The sequence below is a fragment of the Gilvibacter sp. genome (assembly GCF_965601605.1).
Lineage (GTDB): Bacteria > Bacteroidota > Bacteroidia > Flavobacteriales > Flavobacteriaceae > Gilvibacter.
On record NZ_CBFCWJ010000012.1, the window covers coordinates 140,096 to 158,577 of the forward strand.

The following is an 18,482-nucleotide window of genomic DNA, read 5'->3' on the forward strand; positions in this document are numbered from 1 at the left end:
GAACTCTAGAAAGTGCAGCACAATTTTGATTGATTCGTTTTAAGAATTATAAAAATTTGATCGGATGAGACTAAGCACCAATATTGAGCGCGAACTAAATAAAAGAAGAGCTAAAGATGCACCAGAAGGATCTATTTTAGATCAAATTCAAGGCATTTTAACTGCAAACGAGGATCAAAGACAGGATATCCACACCCGTCTTAGAAGCAGAGCGACCAGCGATGCGAATGCCTTTGATCTGGATCAACTCGAGACAGATCGGATCTATCATATCGATACCATAAAATCAATTTGCGTAGACTACCGTTTGCGTTTCTTGAATGCAGCTTTGTTCAAAAGCGAGTTTCCGGAGGAGGCGATCAGTAAAATCCGTGAATTAGAAGATACCCACGACACAGCCCTCAATGGTTTTATGATGATGGCGCCATCCAAGCTCTTTAAACTAGAGAATGCGGACGACCCATTACTCTTTGCGCCTATTGGAAACGGCTACTACTATTTGATCCACAAATGGGGGAATGACCTCAGCGGATTGAGAAAACTATTGGTCTGGCCTGTGAAGAACTTTGACAATATGATCTTCAGCATCTTTGTGGCGAGTATCCTGCTTACAGCGATCTCACCAATGGGTGTTTTCACCAATAAAGAAGTAGGCATGCCAGAATACGTCATGCTGTTCCTCTTTATGTTCAAGGCTGTAGCTGCTGTTGTCTTGTACTACGGATTTGCTGCCGGAAAGAACTTCAATACGGCAATCTGGAATTCCAAATACTACAACGCCTAAGCGTTTACCGCGTACATTTTTTCACGCAGTTCTTTGATCTTTGGATCTGACATATACTCATCAAAAGTAGTGTAACGATCTATGATGCCTTTTGGTGTCAGTTCAATAACACGATTACCCACCGTTTGAGCAAACTCGTGGTCATGAGTGGTGAATAAAACCGTTCCTTTAAAATTCTTAAGCGAGTTGTTGAAGGCCGTAATGGATTCCAGATCCAAGTGGTTGGTTGGCTCGTCCAACATCACCACGTTCGCACGGAGCATCATCATTCTACTGAGCATACAACGCACTTTTTCACCTCCGGAAAGCACATCGGAGTTCTTTAAAGCCTCTTCTCCACTGAAAAGCATTTTCCCTAGGAATCCACGAATGTAAACCTCCTCACGCTCTTCTTCTGTGGTGGCCCATTGACGCAACCAATCTACCAAAGAGATCTTCTCAGAAAAGTACGAATCGTTATCCGCTGGCAAATAACTTTGGGTAGTAGTCACTCCCCACTGATACTTTCCGCTATCTGCGTCTTGTTCACCGTTAATGATCTGATAGAATGCAGAGGTCGCACGAGAGTCTTTCGCGTAAACCACTACTTTATCTCCTTTAGCGAGGTTTAGATCGATATTAGTAAAAAGAGTTTCTCCTTCAATGGATGCCGATAGATTCTCAATGTTTAGGATCTGATCTCCCGCTTCGCGTTCGCGCTCAAAAATGATGGCAGGATAACGACGACTAGACGGTTTAATATCTTCAATATTGAGTTTGTCGATCATCTTTTTACGCGAGGTAGCCTGCTTAGACTTCGCAACGTTTGCGCTAAAACGCGCAATAAACTCCTGAAGCTCCTTCTTTTTCTCTTCCGCTTTTTTGTTTTGCTGCGCACGCTGACGCGCCGCTAGCTGACTGGATTCGTACCAGAACGTATAATTCCCCGAGTAATGATTGATCTTACCAAAGTCAATATCACTGATGTGTGTACATACCGCGTCCAAGAAGTGACGGTCGTGAGATACCACGATCACGCAGTTGTCGTAATTCGCCAAGAAATTCTCCAACCAAGAAATTGTTTCATAATCCAGGTCGTTGGTAGGCTCATCCATGATCAATACATCTGGATTTCCAAAAAGTGCCTGCGCCAAAAGCACACGTACTTTTAGTTTTCCATCCATATCCGCCATGGGCGTGTAGTGAAATTCTTCTTTGATCCCTAAGTTAGAAAGCAAGGCCGCAGCATCGCTGTCTGCATTCCAGCCGTTCATCTCCTCAAAGATCACCTGTAGCTCACCAACTCGTTCTCCGTCAGCATCATTAAAATCAGGCTTAGCATAGATCTGATCCATCTCCGTCTTAACCTCGTAAAGGGGCTTATTTCCCATGATCACAGTCTCCAAAACCGTTTGCTCATCAAATACATTGTGGTTCTGTTCCAAGACAGACATACGCTTACCAGGCTCTAAGTGAACCTGTCCAGAAGTAGGTTCCATTTTCCCAGAAAGGATCTTTAAAAAAGTAGATTTACCAGCACCGTTGGCACCGATGATCCCGTAGCAGTTACCGTTGACAAAGGTGGTGTTTACCTCATCAAACAAAACGCGCTTACCAAATTGAACAGAAAGATTAGATACTGAAAGCATGATTCTCGTCTTAAAATGCGCCGCAAAAATAGGCATAAATGCGGGCTTTATAAAGGTTTTATAACCCAATTATTTTAACGAGCGCTTAACACTGTTCTCTGCAGCAGGAGCTTATTTTTGTATGGAATTGTATATGGAGCATATTCTTACAAAATACTTGTATCCCCTAGGCCTGTTACTCCCCTTACTTTTAACCGGCTGTAAGACGGACAAACAAGAGCAAACAGCGACTTGGTTTGGTGGCGAGATCATCAACCCCAAGGACGATTATGTCTTGTTGACCAAGAACTCTCTTTTGGTAGATACCATCTACCTGGATAAGAACAATTTCTTTAAGTACCGTTTTGACAGTCTTGTACCTGGCCTTTACAGTTTTATTCACAAGGAATACCAACTGGTCTATATTGAACCGGGAGACAGCATCATGCTTCGTGTAAACACTTTGGACTTTGATGAGTCCTTGGCGTATTCTGGTACAGGAGCGGCAAAAAATAATTATTTGATAGATATGTTCTTGCACAATGAGAAGGAGCAAAAACTCATGCCGAGTTTCTATCAAAAGTCTCCTGAGGAATTTAACGCATCTTTAGACAGCATGCGAAATATCCGTTTAGAGGTTTTGAATCGATTCAAAGAAAAATACGAGACCTCGGCAGGATTCAATACCGTAGCCCAGGCCAGTATCGACTTTGACTACTATTCCAAAAAAGAGTTGTATCCATTTGCGCATTACGGCAGCAACCACTTGGAAAATATAAACTCATTACCTGCGGACTTTTATGCGTTTCGCAATCAGGTAAACTATGGAGATGCGCATTTGTACACTTATTATCCGTACTACCGCTACATTACCTCTTACTTAGACAATGTAAGCTACACAACCTATATGAATGCTGCTCGCTTTGACCGTACCTCTCCGGAGCACACCAAAGCCAAGCTTCGACTCATTGACAGTGTGATCACCCACGACTCTTTAAAGAACAATCTGCTCTATGCAACTACGCGTCGCTATTTGATCAACTCTAAGGATCAGGAAAGCAGCAGGGAGATCTATAAATTGTTCTTGGACAAGAACAGCAGCGGTAAACAACAAAAAGAGATGAAAATGTTGCAGTCTGCCTGCGACAAAATGATCCCTGGAAATCCATTGCCTAATCAAATGGTAGTCACTACAGACAATACCATCAAGGATTTGCACAGCTTGATCAACAGACCTACTGTCTTGTTCTTCTGGTCTGCAGGTTCATCTTCTCACAATAAACGCATCCACAAGAAGGCTGCAGAAATGCGCGCTAAATATCCAGAGTTCGACTTCATCGGGATCAGCGTGGATCAAAACCATGAAAAGTGGTTAAAGACCATGGCACTGCGTACATTCAATGAAAAGACGGAGTACCGCTTCAACGACGCATCCACTGCCGAACGTGCACTTGTTCTCAACTCACCTAATAAGGCAATTATAATAGATGCTCGTGGTGTAATCATAGAAAACAACACGAACATCTTTGGTTCTAACTTTGAGGTTCAGCTTTTAGGCTACCTCAATAGAACACCTTTCCAATAGGATTTTAAACGATTAGTTACCCTTGCGGTAATCTGCTAAGAATTTCTCCAATCCGATGTCAGTCAAAGGATGTTTGAGCAAACCTTCAATGGACTTCAACGGCCCGGTCATTACATCAGCACCAATCTTAGCACAATCAATAACGTGCATGGTGTGACGTACAGAAGCTGCAAGGATTTGCGTTTCAAAAGCGTAGTTGTCATAGATCAAACGGATCTCGTTGATCAAGTTAAGACCGTCTGTAGAGATATCGTCCAAACGTCCAATAAACGGAGAAACATAAGTAGCTCCGGCCTTAGCCGCCAAAAGGGCTTGACCAGCAGAGAATACTAGCGTACAGTTGGTACGGATTCCGTTATCACTGAAGTATTTAATGGCTTTAACACCGTCTTTGATCATCGGAACCTTAACTACGATCTGCTCGTGCAAAGCTGCAAGTGCTTTCCCCTCTTCTATCATGTCTTGATAGTTGGTAGAAATAACTTCTGCGGATACATCTCCGTCTACGATATTACAAATATCTACATAGTGTTGACGAATGTTCGCCTCCCCGGTAATGCCTTCTTTGGCCATTAGCGATGGGTTGGTAGTAACACCGTCAAGGATTCCCAATTCTTGGGCTTCACGGATCTGATCAAGGTTGGCAGTATCGATAAAAAATTTCATAAAATTCCTGATGAAGTGATTATGGGTACAAAAATAAGCAACCTCTACCCGCTGCAAAGCGATAGCACCAAGAAATTATTGACCAAAACTGTTAATAACTGCTAGAGCTTGTAGTGCTTTCTTAGCATAGACTCGTACCAAGTATCCGGAAGTAAACGTTTAAGTACTATAGAGAGTCGCTGTAGCGGTGCGCCTACACGATAATGTACTTTGACCTTCTTTTTATTGATCAACCTGTGAACAAAATTTGCCATAGCTACAGGATCTTCTCCGGCATTAACGTGTTCATTCATCAGATCCAAAGACACCTTATAGTTCTTGTAATAGGGAGAATCTTCTTTTAAAGGAGCGTGATAACGGCCTGCTGCAATATTGGTAGCAAAATCACCCGGAGCAACCGTGGTAAAAGAAATACCGAACTCACGAGCCTCCATACGTAAGGTTTCCGTTACAACTCCTAGAGCAGCTTTGCTAGCCGAATAAATTCCGCGGTAAGGCAAGCCCATATAACCCGCAATCGAGGTAATATTGATGACGCGCCCTCGCCCTGCTTCTCGCATGGCGGGCAAAACAGCCTTGATCACACGGATAGGTCCGTAGAAATTAGTGTCAAAATTTTGGTGGATCTGATCGTCTGGAGTTTCTTCTACTGGCCCGGTGATTCCAACGCCCGCGTTGTTGACCAAAACATCAATACGACCTTTTTCTGCAAGGATCCAGTTTACAGCCTGCTCAATGGTCTCGGGTTGGTTTACATCTAAAGGGATTAAAGGAAATGGCGAGTCTTTAACTTTGGACGGATTTCTGCTGGTTCCGTAAACCACCATGCCTTTGCTGTGCAATAGCTCACCAATGGCTCTACCAATACCCGACGACGCTCCTGTTATAAAAACTACCTTACTCATAGATGTTGCGGTCAAAAATAGCAAATGAAAAATCCTTGACCAAAGGGCAAAAAAAAATGGCAAGCTACCTACATCACACCGCTACGACCGTCTACCCTTGCTGTGTTCCCACCCTGGGGGATTCAACAGGAGCTGGTTGTGTAGGACTTGCCGCTGCAAAGATACGCTCATTCTTAATATTTGCAACGAATTTTAAGTTGAATTTAAAATCTGTTTCTGTTGATTTTGACCTAAATTAAATAACTTGCCAAAAAATTTGGAATGAACTTTTTCAAGACGCTCTTTCTGCCTATTTCAACCGCCTTATTGTTAGGGGCTTGCGCAGAACCTACTATAAAAGAAGCTCACGGATTCAATTTGAACTTCTCAGATGCTAAAGCCACCATGAAAGCAGACGGCAGCATGGATGTAAGCCTATACAACGCCAATCAAAAGCAAGTTGATTCGGTGGCTTACTTTATAGACGATGTACGTTTTGCTGCTTCTACAGACGGCAATGCTTCCATTACTATTGAGGATGGAAAGGTTGGCACACGCAATATTTTGGCCCGAGTTTATAGTGGTGAAAATCGTTATGTGACTCAAAAATCCATTACTGTTTTGGCTGCGAATCCACCCAAAGGCTATTCTTATGAAATCCTGGAGACCTATCCACACGATATAAAAGCCTTTACACAAGGGATCGAATTTGTTGGAGATACTCTTTATGAAAGTACCGGGCAATACGGTCAAAGCACATTGCGCAAGGTGAATTATCAAACGGGAGAAGTTTGGAATTCTGTAGCCCTGCCTGGAAATCAGTTTGGAGAAGGTCTTACTGTAAAAGACAACAAGATCTACCAACTTACCTGGCAACGCGGTATTGGATTGATCTATGACCGAGACAGTATGGAAAAGCAAGGCTTTTTCAATTATGGAAACAGCCTACAAGGTTGGGGTCTTTGCAATGATGGCGAGAAGATCTATAAAAGCGACGGAAGTTCTCGTATCTGGATTCTCAATCCGGAGACGCTTATGGAAGAAGACTATATTGAGGTATACACCCACAGCGCTAAGATTGATAATATCAACGAGCTTGAGTTCATCAACGGAAAGATCTACGCTAATGTTTGGCAGCGTGACGCCATTGCGATCATCAATCCACAAACTGGAGTGGTTGAAGGGGTGATCAACACCAGTTCTCTCAAAGAACAGGTAACCCAATACGCCGAGGCTGAAGATGAGAACGTACTCAACGGAATCGCCTATAAAGGCGAAGAGAACATCCTTTATTTGACTGGGAAGCGTTGGGAAAAACTCTTTAAAGTCGCTATCGCGGAAGTACAATAGTCCTGTTCCCTCATTCAGAGGGTCTGTTCCCTCGTTCTATCTTTTAAATCTCTTGTAAAAGCAGGTGATTTGAGTAACACTTAAATCAACCTTATGGCCAAGAAGATTACTATTCAGATTCCCGAGCCTTGTCACGAAGACTGGAACCAAATGTCTCCTAATGGACTGGGCAGGCATTGCGGCAGCTGTGCCAAGACTGTCGTCGACTTCACGGCACGCACCGATAAATTCATCGCTTCTTATTTTAAAGAGCACGACAATATCTGCGGACGCTTTAGACCAGACCAGCTCAACAGACCTATTGATCTCTCTGTACGTAGAAACTCCATTCTGCCTCCGCTAGCGGCATCTTTTATCTTGCCCTTGGCCATGCTCGCAGCAGGATCAGCTTACAGTCAGCAGCATAGCTCAAATAATATCAATTCCAATTACGTATCGCTAAACATCGGCAGTCAAAAACAGCAAGTCTATAAAGACATTAAAGGCGTTGTTACTGATACCGCGGGAAATCCTATGCCCGGAGTTAGAGTCACCATATTAGAAACCAACGATCAGATCCAAACAGACAATAAAGGAACTTATCGCTTAAAGGCTCAAGTAGGGCATACTTTGCGCTTTAGCTCTTACCTCTATCTCACAGAAGAAATTCAAGTACACGAGCATCAAGACATTTATAGTTTTGCCCTGCAATACAGCCCTGAGCATTTACCCGAAGTAGTTGTTGTAGCTCAAGCTTATAAACGTGAAGTACGGGCAATTAATGGGTTCACCGTTGTTTCCACCAAGACAGAAACTACAACGACGGTAGAAGAAGTATTGGAAAACAAGGCGGCTGTGTGCGGATTAAACGAAACCCCCACTGAGGTTGATCTCGTAGCACCCATTGCCAAAGACAGTTTACTAATCACTCCTTCTGCAAAGATCATCAAAGTAGAAAGCATTCTAATGGATGCGGAGGGCACGGTCATTCCCTTTGCTAAAATTGCTATTGCCGGCACGCAGGCGGCAGTTTATACGGATGCAGACGGTCACTTTAGAACCGACCTCCGCCCTACTGATGAACTCGTCTTTGAGGTAGCGAACTTCAAGTCTGTAACCCTTAAAGCTTCAGAAATTCAGGCCGAGACCGTCTTGGACCGCAAATGGGAGAAAATGATCATGGGTGGGGTTATTCATGGTATTGAGATCACTTATGAAGGGGTTATTCCTTGGTATCGTATTGGGTACAATCATTCAGAGAACTTTAATGGGAACCCAAGGTTGCAGGCAGAAAAAGCGCGCAACGCCAACACAGTGGCCTTTGAACGGATCCAAAGAGAAAAGAAAAAGCAAGCGCGTAAAAACAATCAGCAATAAAACAAAGCATCATGGGAAAAAAGATCAGCATTCAAATTCCGGAACCCTGTCATGAAGATTGGAACCAAATGAGCCCACAAGAGCGCGGACGCCATTGTCAGGTTTGTGAAAAGACCGTTATGGACTTCACCAATAAAACCGACGCCTTCATTGTTAAAGCGCTAAAGAGTGACTCCAACCTTTGTGGTCGTTTTAGGAACGATCAACTCAATCGACCTATGGAATACAGCACCAAAAGCTATTCACTCATTCCGCCCTTGGCGGCGAGTTTTATTTTGCCATTGGCGCTTTTGGCCAGTACTTCTGCTTATTCCCAAGGTGAGCCGCTGCCTGTCAGCAATAAATCCTATGTTTCCTTAAACATTGGAAGTCAGCAACAAGACTATAAAGACATCAAAGGGGTGGTTAAAGACACTGCCGGGAATCCTTTACCGGGTGTACGCGTGACCATCGTTGAGACCAATGATCAAATTCAAACCGACAGCAATGGAACTTACCGCATGCGCGCACGTGTCGGGCATACTTTAAGATTTACGTATTACCTACACCTCACAGAAGAAATTCAAGTACACCAAGATCAAGACCTCTATAATTTCACGCTGGTTTACAATCCACAGCATATGCCTGAAGTTGTGGTTTGTGCTACAGGAATTAAGCGCGAGTCTATGATCCTGGGAAGAATTGCTCCGGAGCCTATTGTAGAAAAACCAGTAGACAGCACTGCTGTGATTAAGTTTAAAGGCACTGTTTTAGACGATACAGGCCTGCCATTACCAGGAGTTAATATCCTAGTAAAAGGAACAGACAAAGGCATACAATCAGACTTTGACGGTAATTTTGAAATCGAGGCTACTCAAGGACAAAAACTAGAACTCAGCTATGTGGGCTTCGTCACTCAAGAAGTGACTGTAGTGGAGCAGGAAAAGACCATTGAAATGCAATTGGATACTGAGATCGAAGAACTCTACCAATACATTACTGTTGGGATCCCGATATGGCATGAACCCAGCAGACCCGTAGATTTTAGATCGTCTTACAATCCATCAACCAATTTTAATGGAAATCCTCAGCTCCAAAGAGACCGCGCCCGTTATGAGAACACGGTGACCTTTCAACGTTTACAGCAAGAGCAAAGAAGGGCGCAGCGCAAAGCGCGGAAAAAACGCAAATAAGGCGCTCAGCACAATAAGATGCTATGCAAAAAGTTATATTTTTACACAAAATAGATCTTTATGCGAAGCTTACTTGCCCTGACTATCTTGGGCTTTGTTGTTCTCCTTTCCAGTTGTCGTAACGATTTTGAAACCGTACCCAATACGGGCCAATTGGAATTTTCTAGAGACACTGTCTTTTTGGACACGGTCTTCACCAATATTGGTTCCAGCACCTATAACCTTAAAGTGTATAACCGAGGAGATGAAGACATCAACATTCCAACAGTGCGTTTGGGACAAGGAGAGAGCTCGCTATATCGTTTGAACGTAGATGGAATTCCAGGCAAGACCTTTGAAGATGTAGTGATCAGAGCCAAAGACAGCATCTTTGTCTTTGTAGAGACTACTATTGATATCGCCGAATTCTCAGCTACGGCCACTCAGTTTTTATATACGGATCAGATTGAATTTGACAGCGGAGGCAATCAGCAAGACGTGGAACTCGTCACCTTGGTTCAAGATGCAGTTTTCCTTTTTCCTGAACGCGATGCGGATGGCGTAGTTGAAACGCTGAATCTAGGCACTGATGCCGATGGAGAACCGATTTTGATTGAAGGTTTTATTTTGGAGGACGACGAGCTGACTTTCACCAATGAAAAGCCTTATGTGATCTACGGCTATGCAGCCGTTAATGCAGGGGATGTCTTGACAGTCAATCCGGGAGCGCGTGTACACTTTCACGCCAACAGTGGGATTCTCGTGGCCAATACCGCGACCATGATCGTAAACGGAGCTCCGAGTTCAGATCCAGTGGCCCTTGAAAATGAGGTCATTTTTGAAGGTGATCGTTTGGAACCTGGTTTTTCTGACGTACCAGGTCAATGGGGCGCTATTTGGCTAACCCAAGGAAGTTCCGGCCACACCTTTACCAATACAACTATTAAGAACGCCACCGTAGGTATTTTGATGGACAGCAATGACGGTTCCTCCTCGCCTACTTTGAGTTTGAATAATGTACAGATTTACAACAGTTCTAATGTAGGGCTTTTGGCGCGCACAGGCTTTGTAGACGGACAGAACGTCGTGATCAATAATGCAGGGCAATCGGCCTTAGCATTGACCTTTGGTGGGCGATATAACTTCCGCCACTGTACCTTTGTGAACTATTGGAATGACAGCTTTAGAAGCTTCCCGGCCGTACAACTAGACAATATCTTCGTAGTGAGTGAAACAGAGATTCAAACCATGGATCTCATTGAGGCGAATTTCACCAATTGCATCATTTACGGAAACGAGAACATTGAACTCGGTTTGTTAGGTAGTGATGAAGCTGCCTTTAACTTCAACTTTACCAATACCCTACTGCGCTTCAACGATACCCAAGGGGTGTTTGATGATAACCCGCTTTATGACTTCAGCAATACGGCGCGCTACAACAACCTTGTGGTGAATGAAGATCCTTTATTCAAGGCGCCTTTTGAAAATGAGCTCAATATTCCGGACGAATCTGGGGCCAATGGCCTAGATACTTCAGGAACGCCGATTGTACCTTTTGATATTCTGAATGTAGCCCGAACGGCTCCATTTGATGCTGGAGCTTATGAAAGCGCGGTAATTCCCGATGACGATTAAGGTTTAGTGAACCGAGTGCCTATGCATTAAATAATGGGCGTCCGGCCATCATTTCATTTACAGCTTTAGCAACAGCTTCAAGTTCAGCAGTATCTTCTGGTGCTTGAATTACGCGATCAATCAACGTCACGATCGCTTCCATATCCCCTTCTTTCAAACCACGGGTAGTAATCGCTGGGGTTCCAATGCGGATTCCAGAAGTTACAAATGGAGATTGCGTATCAAAAGGAACCATGTTTTTGTTTACAGTGATCTCAGCTCGACCAAGCGCTTCTTCTGCAAGCTTTCCGGTTATTCCTTTGTTGCGCAAGTCAATGAGCATCATATGATTGTCTGTTCCTCCAGAGATCACTTCATAGCCTCGGTCTACAAAAGCTTGTGCCATAACACTCGCATTCTTTTTAACCTGGACCATATAGTGTAAGAAATCATCAGAAAGGGCTTCTCCAAAGGCAATCGCTTTCGCGGCGATCACGTGTTCTAAAGGACCTCCTTGGTTTCCTGGGAAGATTCCACTGTCCAGTAAAGAAGACATTTTTCTCAAGTTTCCATTCTTAAGAGTGATCCCGAAAGGATTTTCAAAGTCTTTCCCCATCATGATGAGTCCGCCACGCGGTCCTCTTAGAGTTTTATGGGTAGTGGTGGTGATCACATGGCAATGCGGTACCGGATCTGCAATAAGGCCTTTAGCGATCAAACCTGCTGGGTGGGCAATGTCCGCCATTAAAAGCGCTCCTACCTCATCAGCAATCTCTCTAAATCGCGCGTAATCGATCTCTCGTGAATAAGCACTGGCACCTGCAATTATCATCTTAGGTTTCTCACGCTTGGCGATCTCCAAAATGGTATCGTAATTCAAAAGTCCAGTCTCTTTATCCACTCCGTAGAAAACAGGTCGGTAAAGCTTCCCAGAAAAGTTTACTGGAGAACCGTGGGTCAAATGCCCTCCATGAGCCAAATCAAAGCCCATAAAAGTGTCTCCTGGTTTTAAGCAAGCTGCAAAAACAGCGGTGTTTGCTTGTGATCCTGAGTGCGGCTGAACATTGGCGTATTCTGCACCGAAAAGTTCCTTGGCGCGTTCAATGGCCAGACGCTCTACTTTATCCACTACTTCGCAACCTCCGTAATAACGCTTCCCAGGATAACCTTCTGCGTATTTATTGGTGAGTACAGAACCGGTAGCCTCCATCACTTGAGGGCTTGCAAAGTTCTCAGAAGCAATGAGTTCCAATCCGTTTAATTGACGTTGTTCTTCTTCTTGAATCAGTGAAAAAATCTCGGTATCGCGTTGCATTTGATCAGCTTAAAAATTACGAAACCAAAAATACAACTTAGATGCTTTTGCACCATCTAAAATCATATCTTTGATTAGACGATTTACCAACACTTTATTAAGAATCAACCATGCCTTTATCAGCAAATAACCCAGAGCTTACTACTTGGCTCGATCATTCACCACAAACGGATTTTCCGATCCAAAACATTCCTTTTGGAGTTTTCTTAACGCGTGACGATATCATTACCATTGGAACGCGCATTGGTGACTACGCCATTGACCTTGGTGCGATGCATCAATTGGGCTATTTTGAGGGGATCGATCTTACGGACGATATCTTTCTGCAAGACAGTTTGAACGATTTTATTTCTGACGGTAGAAAGACCTGGCGTTTGGTTCGCAATCGGATTTCTGAAGTGTTTGAATCTCGCAATCCTAAACTTCGTGACAATGCAGAGCATCGTGATGTAATTATTTTCACCATGGATGAGATCGAGATGCAATTACCCGTAAGCATTGGGGATTACACCGATTTTTACAGCAGTAAGGAACACGCCACGAACGTGGGCAGTATGTTCCGCGATCCGGACAAGGCACTTTTACCCAACTGGATGCACATTCCTGTGGGTTACCACGGACGTAGCTCCTCCATTATCCCAAGTGGCATCAACATAAGAAGACCTAATGGCCAGACCATGCCTCCGGGAGCAGAAACACCTATTTTTGGTCCTTCTAAACGTGTTGACTTTGAGTTGGAAATGGCTTTTATCACTACGGATGCCAATCATTTGGGAGAACCAATCGCTGTGGATGAAGCCGAGGATTATATCTTCGGATTGGTGTTATTCAATGACTGGAGTGCACGAGATATCCAAAAGTGGGAGTATGTACCGCTAGGACCCTTCTTAGCTAAGAATTTTGCCTCTAGTATTTCTCCGTGGATAGTCACTTTAGATGCCTTGCAACCTTTTAAAGTGGAAGGTCCAAAACCAGAGAAACCGCAATTGCCGTATTTGCAATATACCGGCCCGAAAAGCTACGACATTAACTTAGAGGTTTACCTGCAACCTGAAGGCGGAAGTGAACACAAAGTGTCTACGTCCAACTTCAAGTATATGTATTGGAATATGGCACAACAATTGGCTCACCACACAGTGAACGGTTGTAATGTAGTCAGTGGTGATATGATGGGAAGTGGAACCATCTCTGGTCCTACTCCAGACTCTTACGGGTCTATGTTAGAACTTTCTTGGGGTGGTAAAAACCCACTAGAAATGCCAGACGGCACTACTCGATCTTTCATTGAAGATCACGATACTGTGATCCTTAAAGGATATTGCCAGAATAGTGAGGTACGCATTGGCTTTGGCGAATGCCGTACTAAGTTACTTCCAGCTTTATAGAAACTTACTGCTTCATGGCCTTAAGTCTATTTTTTGCATTGACATTCTCTGGATACAGAACCAAAGAACGCTCAAAGGCAGTAATGGCCTCGGGATATTGATTCGATAAGAAATAGGCTTCTCCAAGACTGTCAAAGAGATTGGCAGATTCTGGGTACAACTCGGTTGCAAACTTGAGTACTGCGATTCCCGATTGCTGGAATTCTGGATTAAAAAATAAATGTAGACCTAAATTGTTTAAATCTCCTTGGTGAAATTTCTGTTCGAGATTTAAGCTTGTGTATAAATTCAAAAGATCCGAGTAATTCTGCTTTGCCGCAAGTTCATTGAATTGCGCTAAGTTCATTTTTGGAGACTGCTTGGCCTTAGCTTGATAGGTAAACCGCTCGGAGCTGAGAGAGGTACTATTTAAAATCTCGTCAAAGTTTGTTGTTGTTGCATCCTGTGTCTTTAAATAAGCATCCAAAAAATAGCGACTGTACTCTGCAAGAATACTATAAGACTCCATAATGAGTTGATCTGATTTGTCTTGTCGCTGATCGCGATTAGCAAACAAGACCCCAAAGCTGCTAAAATTGCCATGTGTCAAATCCAACATCTTGAGTTGATAGGCTGGAGCCTTGCTCAAACGGTCGTAGAACTCAAAATCTGTATTCAATGCAGGATCAATTCCATCTTGCTCCAAAACCAACGCAGGTATATCCTTTTGAGAAAAATGGATGAAAGGAATGGCGAATTCATCCTGACGATAAAAAGGAGATGCTGCTAATGTTTTAAACTGATATTTTACACTTCCGTCTAGACTAACATTTGCCTTGATCTGCTTGTTTCTTATACTTGCCAGTACATTAGACATCCCCCCAAAACTGAAGCCCATGGTTGCAATTCTACTTGTATCTATATAACTGAAATCATCCAAAGCGTCAATGATAAACTCAATATCACGAGCCTGAGTTTCCAAATCAAGTAGCGTACCTCCCGTGAAACTGCGATTGTAGGCACCACGGCTTGGACTGGCAATAACCACATAACCATGACTGGCTAAATACTCGCAGAGCGCAAAATTTTCCGATGAGGCCGCACCATAACTTGGGGCATATACTACTACTGGGTACTTCCCTTGACGCACAGTTTGATCGTTTACGGCCTTGACTTCTTCCAAAAGATGGGCTTTGTTCTGCGCATTTGGTGCATAGTAGAACCAATTCAAGATTAGAGAATCTGGTAAGTGTTCCCATTCTTCTTCCAACTTGAGAACACGCATATAATCCATTACCTTCATAGGAGTTGAAGCGGCAGTTGACTTTGCTGGATACCAAATACTAAGAGGGATAGGACGTGCGACCATTGTTGTGGTCCAATTCCCTTTAACGCTGTAGCTCCGGCTATTGTCCACAATTTCTGTGTAGCGGTAGCCTACTTCAAAAGGGCCATAATCGAGATTTAAGTCAGCTACAGAGGTTTGTCCTTTGGCGGAAATCGAAATGAAAAATAGTAGTGCTAGAAAATAGTTACTCATAAGGATAGTGTTACCCTACAGAGCTTACGAGTAAAAAATTGTTACAGTAACTCTTAAATAAATCGCTCTAAACTAGCAGCTTGAATCTCATAATGGGAAGCGGCGTGTACCGTTGATCCGTTTTTGATCACTATGAGCTGTGGGCTTTGGTGAAGCACTTGAAATCGAATAGCGATCTCATTAGAGAGGTCTCTGTAAGACAATAGGTCTAGATAATAAGGTTGGATCTGAGCAGCCTCGTATTTATAGGAACCTGTGAACTGGCGCATGGTCATACTGCTAATTCCACATCGTGTAGAATGCTTGAAGATCAATACGGGTTTTGTTTTTGAAAGTTCAACCAACTCATCCAATTGTTTGATGTCGGTTAGTGGAATCCAAGGAATCTCAAATTGAGGTTCTTTTGGGGTCGATTCACTATTGAAGATTTTTTTAAACAGACTCATAGCACAAAAATAAAGGTTTTAGATCAGGATTCCATAGTGGTTATAAGGCTGATCTTGCCATTCTGTCGTACTAAAATGCAGGACTTTACGTCAATTTGACGGTTTTTCACTCTGGTCTGAGTTTTGATTCTATAGTTGCGAATCCAAATCAAAGGAAAGACAATGAATTTTAATAATTACACTATAAAATCGCAGGAGGCCGTGCAGCAAGCACATCAACTTACCCAAGAGTTGTCGCAGCAGCATATTGAGCCCGAGCACCTTTTTAAGGCCATGCTTGAAGTGGATGAGAACGTGCTGCCTTACCTGCTTAAAAAGCTCAATGTCAATCCCACTGCCTTGGAGCAGATTCTGGACAAAGAATTACAGAGAAAAGCCAAGGTGAGCGGAGCCGACATTATGCTCGGCAGAGAAACTGCCAAGATCCTCAATGATGCATCCATCACCGCCAAAAAGCGTGATGATGAGTTCGTCTCTATAGAACATTTATTGCTCGCCATTTTTGAGAGCAAAAACACCATAGCTCAGGCCTTGAAAGATCAAGGCGTGACAACTAAAACTTTAGAAGCCGCCATAGAAGAGCTGCGCAAAGGAGAACGCGTAACCTCTGCCTCCGCAGAGGAATCCTATAATTCCTTGGCCAAATACGCCAAAAACCTCAATCAGTTGGCTCAAGAGGGTAAATTGGACCCGGTAATTGGTCGTGATGAAGAGATTAGACGTATTCTGCAGATCCTCTCCCGTCGAACCAAAAACAACCCCATGTTGGTTGGAGAACCCGGTACGGGTAAAACAGCCATAGCAGAAGGCCTTGCTCACCGCATTGTGGACGGCGATGTGCCTGAGAATTTGCAACAAAAGCAGATCTACAGCCTGGATATGGGAGCCTTAATTGCAGGGGCCAAATTCAAAGGAGAATTTGAAGAGCGCCTCAAAGCGGTTATTAAAGAAGTGACCTCTAGTGACGGCGATATCGTGCTATTCATTGATGAGATTCACACCCTGGTAGGTGCCGGAGGTGGTCAAGGAGCCATGGATGCAGCCAATATTCTCAAACCGGCTTTGGCCCGCGGAGAATTGCGCGCCATTGGAGCCACTACCCTTGATGAGTACCAAAAGTATTTTGAAAAGGACAAGGCTCTAGAGCGTCGATTCCAAAAGGTACAAGTAGATGAGCCCGATACCGAGAGTGCTATTTCCATCCTCAGAGGGATCAAAGAGAAATATGAAAATCACCACAAGGTGCGTATCAAAGACGACGCCATTATAGGTGCTGTGGAACTTTCTCAACGCTACATCACTAATAGATTCTTACCGGACAAAGCCATTGACCTTATGGATGAAGCGGCTTCAAAGCTACGGATGGAGATCAACTCCAAACCTGAAGAGTTGGATGTACTCGACCGTAAGATCATGCAGTTGGAAATTGAGATTGAAGCCATTAAACGCGAAAAGGATGAAGCCAAGCTTAAGATCCTAAGAGCAGATCTGGCCAACCTCAAAGAAGAGCGCAACGAGATCCACGCCAAATGGAAGCAAGAGAAAGAGGTGGTCGATAGCGTGCAGCAGATCAAAACTGAAATTGAAGCCTATAAGTTAGAAGCCGAACGCGCCGAACGCGAAGGCGATTACGGAAAGGTTGCTGAACTGCGGTATGGAAAGATCAAAGAAGCCCAAGAAGCTTTAGACATCAAACAAGCTGAATTGGCTGCCCAGCAAGGTTCTGCTTTGATCAAAGAAGAGGTCACTCATGAGGACATCGCTGAAGTAGTGGCTAAATGGACGGGAGTTCCCGTGACCAAGATGCTGCAAAGTGAACGCGAAAAACTGCTGCAATTGGAGCAAGAACTGCACAAACGTGTGGTAGGACAGCAAGAAGCCATTACCGCGGTAAGTGATGCTATTAGACGTTCACGCGCAGGGCTTCAGGATGCTAAAAAGCCGATTGGATCCTTCTTATTTCTAGGAACCACAGGAGTTGGTAAAACCGAGCTCGCCAAGGCTTTGGCCGAGTATCTCTTCAATGATGAAAATGCCATGACACGAATAGACATGAGTGAATATCAGGAGAGACACAGCGTGAGCCGTTTGGTGGGAGCACCTCCAGGATATGTAGGCTATGATGAAGGCGGACAGCTCACGGAAGCTGTGAGACGCAGACCTTACTCCGTAGTCCTTTTGGATGAAATTGAAAAGGCACATCCCGACACCTTCAACATTTTATTACAAGTGTTGGATGAAGGCCGTTTAACAGATAATAAAGGGCGCGTCGCTGATTTTAAGAACACCATTATCATCATGACCTCCAATATGGGTAGTACTATTATTCAGGAGCGATTTGAAGCGATCAAAGATCTGGACAGTGCTATGGAAGCGGCCAAGGTAGATGTGCTCGGTCTCTTAAAACAAGCTGTGCGACCTGAATTCTTGAATCGAATTGATGACATCATTTTATTCACACCACTTACAAAGATTGATATTGCTCAAATTGTGGGACTGCAGCTCAAAGCAGTGATCAAAATGCTCAATAAGCAAAACATCACTTTAGATGCTACCGATGAGGCCATCGCCTTTTTGGCCGAACGTGGATTTGATCCGCAGTTCGGAGCCCGACCGGTAAAGCGAGTTATTCAAAGAGAGGTGCTCAATGCGCTATCTAAAGAGATCTTAGCCGGAACTGTATCCGCAGAAAGTATCATCCTGTTGGACAGTTTTGACGGCAAATTGGTCTTTAGAAATCAAAACGATTTGGTCAATTCTTAATGAGACCTGAACGTTAAAAGCCTCCCAAAATGGGGGGCTTTTTTGTAACAACCCCTA

Annotated in this window: 14 protein-coding genes and 1 other RNA gene; 8 read left to right on the top strand and 7 right to left on the bottom strand. The window is 43.8% G+C overall.

Going from position 1 to position 18,482, the window contains the following annotated elements:
* The first annotated feature begins 64 nt into the window (after positions 1-64).
* Positions 65-784, top strand: coding sequence for a hypothetical protein (locus ACSLP7_RS03170; RefSeq protein ID WP_435577971.1), 720 nt, complete (start codon positions 65-67; stop codon positions 782-784).
* On the opposite strand, the gene ACSLP7_RS03175 is transcribed toward ACSLP7_RS03170, so the two are convergent.
* Positions 781-2,412 carry an ABC-F family ATP-binding cassette domain-containing protein gene (locus ACSLP7_RS03175; protein WP_435577972.1) on the bottom strand — a complete coding sequence of 544 codons (1,632 nt, stop codon included), beginning with the start codon at positions 2,410-2,412 and terminating at the stop codon, positions 781-783. The two genes, ACSLP7_RS03170 and ACSLP7_RS03175, sit on opposite strands and share 4 nt — an antisense overlap.
* Before the next feature lie 157 nt (positions 2,413-2,569).
* Here ACSLP7_RS03175 and ACSLP7_RS03180 point away from each other — a divergent pair, with 157 nt between their 5' ends.
* Positions 2,570-3,976, top strand: a complete 1,407-nt coding sequence (locus tag ACSLP7_RS03180; protein ID WP_435577973.1) for a TlpA family protein disulfide reductase — start codon at positions 2,570-2,572, stop codon at positions 3,974-3,976.
* A 12-nt stretch (positions 3,977-3,988) separates the two neighbouring features.
* Here ACSLP7_RS03180 and fsa read toward each other — a convergent pair whose 3' ends face one another.
* The 3 genes from fsa to ffs form a co-directional block, all read right to left on the bottom strand.
* Positions 3,989-4,642 carry a fructose-6-phosphate aldolase gene (fsa, locus tag ACSLP7_RS03185; RefSeq protein ID WP_291181868.1) on the bottom strand — a complete coding sequence of 218 codons (654 nt, stop codon included), beginning with the start codon at positions 4,640-4,642 and terminating at the stop codon, positions 3,989-3,991.
* A gap of 101 nt (positions 4,643-4,743) precedes the next feature.
* The gene (locus tag ACSLP7_RS03190) at positions 4,744-5,547 is read right to left on the bottom strand and encodes an SDR family oxidoreductase (RefSeq protein WP_435577974.1); all 804 of its coding nucleotides are present in this window, start codon (positions 5,545-5,547) and stop codon (positions 4,744-4,746) included.
* 54 nt (positions 5,548-5,601) lie between these two features.
* An RNA gene (ffs, locus tag ACSLP7_RS03195) (signal recognition particle sRNA small type) lies at positions 5,602-5,700 on the bottom strand.
* A gap of 108 nt (positions 5,701-5,808) precedes the next feature.
* Between ffs and ACSLP7_RS03200 the strand changes: the two genes are divergently transcribed.
* The 4 genes from ACSLP7_RS03200 (at position 5,809) to ACSLP7_RS03215 (ending at position 11,018) form a co-directional block, all read left to right on the top strand.
* The gene (locus ACSLP7_RS03200) at positions 5,809-6,876 is read left to right on the top strand and encodes a glutaminyl-peptide cyclotransferase (protein ID WP_435577975.1); all 1,068 of its coding nucleotides are present in this window, start codon (positions 5,809-5,811) and stop codon (positions 6,874-6,876) included.
* 93 nt (positions 6,877-6,969) lie between these two features.
* Positions 6,970-8,232, top strand: coding sequence for a carboxypeptidase-like regulatory domain-containing protein (locus ACSLP7_RS03205; RefSeq protein ID WP_435577976.1), 1,263 nt, complete (start codon positions 6,970-6,972; stop codon positions 8,230-8,232).
* Positions 8,233-8,243: 11 nt separating this feature from the next.
* Complete coding sequence (locus ACSLP7_RS03210) at positions 8,244-9,404, top strand: carboxypeptidase-like regulatory domain-containing protein (protein ID WP_435577977.1); 1,161 nt, start codon at positions 8,244-8,246, stop codon at positions 9,402-9,404.
* A 60-nt stretch (positions 9,405-9,464) separates the two neighbouring features.
* On the top strand, positions 9,465-11,018 hold the full coding sequence (locus ACSLP7_RS03215; protein ID WP_435577978.1) for a hypothetical protein: 1,554 nt from the start codon (positions 9,465-9,467) through the stop codon (positions 11,016-11,018).
* 19 nt (positions 11,019-11,037) lie between these two features.
* On the opposite strand, the gene glyA is transcribed toward ACSLP7_RS03215, so the two are convergent.
* A complete protein-coding gene (gene glyA / locus ACSLP7_RS03220; RefSeq protein WP_435577979.1) occupies positions 11,038-12,312 on the bottom strand; it encodes a serine hydroxymethyltransferase in 1,275 nt (424 codons plus the stop codon).
* A 110-nt stretch (positions 12,313-12,422) separates the two neighbouring features.
* On the opposite strand from glyA, the gene fahA reads away from it, so the two are divergent.
* On the top strand, positions 12,423-13,697 hold the full coding sequence (gene fahA, locus ACSLP7_RS03225; protein ID WP_435577980.1) for a fumarylacetoacetase: 1,275 nt from the start codon (positions 12,423-12,425) through the stop codon (positions 13,695-13,697).
* 4 nt (positions 13,698-13,701) lie between these two features.
* On the opposite strand, the gene ACSLP7_RS03230 is transcribed toward fahA, so the two are convergent.
* The gene (locus ACSLP7_RS03230) at positions 13,702-15,216 is read right to left on the bottom strand and encodes a poly(ethylene terephthalate) hydrolase family protein (RefSeq protein ID WP_435577981.1); all 1,515 of its coding nucleotides are present in this window, start codon (positions 15,214-15,216) and stop codon (positions 13,702-13,704) included.
* Between the two features lie 53 nt (positions 15,217-15,269).
* Positions 15,270-15,662: a bacillithiol system redox-active protein YtxJ gene (ytxJ, locus tag ACSLP7_RS03235; RefSeq protein WP_435577982.1), complete on the bottom strand. Its 393-nt coding sequence runs from the start codon at positions 15,660-15,662 to the stop codon at positions 15,270-15,272.
* Between the two features lie 162 nt (positions 15,663-15,824).
* On the opposite strand from ytxJ, the gene clpB reads away from it, so the two are divergent.
* Positions 15,825-18,425, top strand: coding sequence for an ATP-dependent chaperone ClpB (gene clpB / locus ACSLP7_RS03240; protein ID WP_435577983.1), 2,601 nt, complete (start codon positions 15,825-15,827; stop codon positions 18,423-18,425).
* The last annotated feature ends 57 nt before the right edge of the window (positions 18,426-18,482 follow it).